We start from the raw sequence: 4,229 nt of genomic DNA on the forward strand, positions 1-4,229 counted from the left end.
TCCCCTTCGATTATGTCATGACTTGTCTGGATGAGTTATGCCAGCCCGCCCCGGATCTGGAAAAACTGCTGCCATGGAAAAAGCAAGGTGGGGTTTAGTTGACGCTTACGTTTAAAGCGCTGATGGATGCCGGAATTGCCTTTGGCCAACAGCAACAGTTAACGCCGGGCGTCGCCTTGAGTCCGGCGCAGATGGCATTGCTGACTTCGGATATTATCTGGCTGACGAACCAAACGGTGACTTTGCCGGACGGCACTACTGAGGTGGTCACCGTGCCGCAGGTTTATGCGCGTGTCCGTCAGGGCGACCTGAGCAGTGATGGCGCCTTGCTGGCCGGTCATGCCGTGGCCCTTAACAGTCAGGGCGATATCACCAACAGCGGTACGATGAGCGGGCGTGACGTCACTCAACTGACGGCCAACAACCTGACCAACAGCGGCTTTATTCGCGGCGGCAAAGTGGATGTGACAGCCCAACAGACCCTCACCAACCGGGGCGGCCGGATTCAGGGGGATGACCGGGTAACCTTGACAGGCCGCGATATTACCAGCGCGTCTACGTTGCGCGGGGATGAGGCTAACCGCTGGCTGGACCGTCCGGCGGGGATTTATGTGCAGAACGATAAAGGCGCCTTATCACTGAGCGCCATCAACAATGTGCAATTAACCGCCAGTGACGTCAAAAACGCCGGTAAAGACGGTCGCACCGAGATAACCGCAGGCCGTAACCTGACGCTGGATACCTTAAGTACACACCGCACAGAGCAGGGCGACTGGGGAAAAGAGAACTACCGCCATCTGACCCAACAACAGGATATCGGCAGCCAGATAACCGGCGCCGGTGAGGTGACCTTGCAAGCCGGGCAAGATTTGACCGCCACCGCCGCCCACGTCAATGCCGGTCAACAATTGACGGCGCAGGCCGGAAATAACCTGACGTTGACCACCGGTACCGCCTCATCCGATTTAGTGGAGCACAGTAAACAAACCAGTAAAGGCTGGCTGTCCAAGTCGTCAGTGGAAACCCACGACGAAGTGCATGACCGGCAGGCGCTCAGTACCACATTCAGCGGCGATAAAGTAACTTTACAGGCCGGTAAAGACCTGCATATCAGCGGCAGCAATGTGGCAGGCACGCAGGATGTCAGCCTGAACGCCGGTCATCAGCTTACCGTCGCCACCGCCGCAGAAGCGCACAATGAAACCCATTTGCGGCAGGAGAAAAAATCCGGCCTGATGGGCACCGGAGGGATTGGTTTTACCGTTGGCAAAGCCAGCCAGAAAGTCGCCACCGACAGTGACAGCCAGCTGAGTAAAGGCAGCACGGTCGGCAGCAGTCAGGGCAATGTGACGCTCAACGCGGGAGAACAACTCCGGGTTCACGGCAGTGAGGTGATTGCCGGTCAAGACCTGACGCTGACCGGTCAACAGGTCGCGGTCACCAGTGCGGAAAACCGCCATCACACCACGACAAAAACCGAACAAAAACAGAGCGGCTTAACGGTGGCGTTGAGTGGCGCCGCTGGGGGCGCCATCAACACGGCCGTGCAAACGGCCCATGAAGCGCAACAGACCGCCGACCCGCGCCTGAAAGCGTTACAGCATACTAAAGCCGCTCTGAGCGGAGTACAAGCGACTCAGGCCGCCCGACTAGCCGAAGCCCAGGGCAGTGACGAGAAAGGCAATAATAACCTGGCCGGGGTTAGCCTGTCCTACGGTCGCCAGTCTTCTCGTTCAGAACAGCAGTATCGTCAGACCACCCAACAGGGCAGCCATCTCACTGCCGGGGATAACCTCACGATAACGGCGCACGGTGACGATAAAGGGACATCCGGCCCGAACGGCGATATCCGCATTCAGGGCAGCCAGTTACAGGCGGGCAAAGACCTGAAACTCAATGCGAGTCGGGATATTGCGCTCTCATCCAGCCAGAACACCGAACAGACCGCCGGCAAAAACAGCAGCCACGGCAGCTCGCTGGGCGTGGGCCTGACCGCCGGCCCCGGAGGCGCCGGTCTGAATGTTTCGGCTAATGTCAGTCGGGGCAACGGCCGTGAAAACGGCAACGGCGTCAGCCACCATAACACCACGTTACAGGCGGGACAGACTGTCGAGCTAAACAGTGGCCGGGATACCACCCTGAAAGGGGCACAGGTCAGCGGCGAACAGATTACTGCCGACGTGAAACGTCATCTGACACTCAGCAGCGAGCAGGACAGCCAGCGCTATGACAGCCAGCAACACAACGCCAGCGCGGGCGTCAGTACCACTGTGGGTCCCCTCACCAACGGCACAGCGAGCCTCAATGCCAGCCGCAACAAACTGCACAGCAACTATGATTCAGTACAGGAGCAGACCGGGCTGTTTGCCGGTAAAGGCGGTTATCAGGTTAACGTCGGCGACCACACCCAACTGGATGGTGCAGTGATAGCAAGTACTGCCGACAAAGCCAAAAACACCCTCAACACCGGGACACTGGGTTTTAAAGATATTCAAAATAAAGCGGACTTTAGCGTTGAGCAGCAGAGTGCGGGCGTCAGCCTCGGTCAACCAACCACCGGTCAGGTGCTGAATAATCTGGCGGTCAATGCGCTGACAGGCTCAAATAATCAGGGCCATGACAGCAGTATCACGCATGCCGCGGTCAGTGACGGCCACCTGATTATTCGGGACAAAGCGCACCAAACGCAGGATATCGCGAACTTAAGCCGTGATACCGATAATGCGGCCAATGTCTTGAGTCCGATATTTGATAAGGAAAAAGAACAGCAGCGGCTGAAACAGGCGCAACTGATTGGCGAACTCAGCGCCCAGATGACCGAGATAGCCGGGACGGAAGGGAAAATTATCGCGACCCAAGCGGCGAAAGCGAAACTCAATCATATCAGTGAACAGGACCAAGCTGATGCCAAAGAAAAATTGATCAACGCAGGCAATCAACACCCGACTCTGGAGGATATCAATAAACAAATTTATGACACCGCTTACACGCAGGCGCTGAATGACTCCGGCCTGGGGACCGGCGGCAAATATCAAAAAGCGTTACAGGCGGCTACGGCAGCGATTCAGGGGCTGGCGGGGAACAATCTTGGTCAGGCGCTGGCCGGCGGCGCATCGCCGTATCTGGCCGGGGTGATAAAAGCGCTGACCACCGACCCACAAACCCATCAGGTGGATATCGCCACCAATACGCTGGCCCATGCGATTTTAGGCGCGGTAGCGGCGGAAGTCAGTGGTAACAACGCTTTGGCGGGAGCAGCCGGTGCCGCTTCCGGTGAACTGGCCGCACAGGTACTGATTAAGCAACTTTACGGCGACGGGGCAAAAGTCAGTGAGTTAACGGAGGAGCAGAAACAGACTATCAGCACTCTTTCTACCCTGGCAGCCGGGCTGGCAGGCGGCATTGCCGGTGACTCTACCGGGAGCGCCGTTACCGGGGCCCAGGCAGGGAAGAATGCGACGGACAATAATGCACTGAGTTTGCCAAAAGGGATGGCGGATTACGGTCGGTCAGCATCAAGTCTGGCTACCGCTATGTCAAATAAAGGTCAATCCTCTCAAGAGATTTCAGCGGCATTGTCAAAACATGCCAAAGGGGATCACCCGGAAGGACAAGATCCAGTAAGAGGGTTGGTAACGGCATGGGGAGTTGGTGCTTCTGCTGTAGGAGGGACTATAGTTGCCCCTATTGCTGGGGCTGCGGCAGTAATTGGTGGCGGCATTTTAGGAGGAGCAACAGATGCCACCAAACAGCTTTTAACGTTGAAGCCAGGAGAAAATTATAGTGCAACAGATACACTGATAGCGGTAGGAACAGGCGCATTAACTCAAGGTAAAGGAACACTATTTAGCACTCTTGTTAATACAGGAGGCGCTTATTTAGGAAGTAAAGTTAAAGGAGAAGATCCTACAACCTCAATGTTAGGTAATGCAGTTGGTACTGTAATTGGTAATAAAGTGGGGGGTAAGTTTACCAATGCAATGCTTTCTAAAGGTTATTCTAATAAAGCTTCCGAGGTTGGTGGGACAATTATCGGAAATTATGCTGGAACTGCAACAGATTACATTGCAGAAGAAGGAGCAAAGAAAACACAAGGAAGAAAAAATGGACAATAAAAGGGGTAATGCCGATCAGTTAAGGATCAGTTGAACGATCCAGTGGTTGTGTAAGAATCCGGAAATGTTCCTTATTTCCGGATTTTTTTATGCGTATTGCTCAAGCTCTTGACC

General features: G+C 55.1%; 1 pseudogene. It reads left to right on the forward strand.

The annotated features are described in order from the left end of the window. Positions 1 to 110: 110 nt before the first annotated feature. Positions 111 to 3,482: pseudogene (locus ACGF5R_RS23560) on the forward strand (hemagglutinin repeat-containing protein); the annotation flags it as partial. Positions 3,483 to 4,229 lie beyond the last annotated feature (747 nt).

It is taken from the genome of Photorhabdus sp. RM71S, assembly GCF_042879355.1.
GTDB lineage: Bacteria > Pseudomonadota > Gammaproteobacteria > Enterobacterales > Enterobacteriaceae > Photorhabdus > Photorhabdus kayaii.